Source organism: Streptomyces sp. XY431, assembly GCF_001279805.1.
Classification (GTDB): domain Bacteria; phylum Actinomycetota; class Actinomycetes; order Streptomycetales; family Streptomycetaceae; genus Kitasatospora; species Kitasatospora purpeofusca.
The window spans coordinates 1-254 of record NZ_LGDO01000425.1; the positions used below are offsets into that span (position 1 = coordinate 1).

At 74.8% G+C, this 254-nt stretch carries 1 protein-coding gene; it reads left to right on the plus strand.

From position 1 onward, the window contains the following. A partial coding sequence (locus ADK60_RS27980) for a condensation domain-containing protein (protein WP_159400615.1) occupies window positions 1-254 on the plus strand: 254 nt, incomplete at both ends.

A 254-nucleotide genomic window follows, 5' to 3' on the forward strand; every position in this document is an offset into this window, starting at 1 on the left:
TGCGTCGGGCCTGCCAGGCGCTGCTGGACCGGCATGCGAGCCTGCGGGCCGGGTTCCGCGTGCTGTCCTCGGGCGCGACCGTGCAGGCGGTCGCCGCGCAGGTGGATGCACCGTGGCGCGAGGAGGACCTGCGCGGGCTGGATCCCGTGGCACGTGAGGAGCGGCTGGCTCGGATCCTGGACGAGGAACGCGGCCGCTTCGACCTCACCCGACCGCCCCTGCTCCGCTTCGCCCTCGTCCGTCTGGGCGACGAG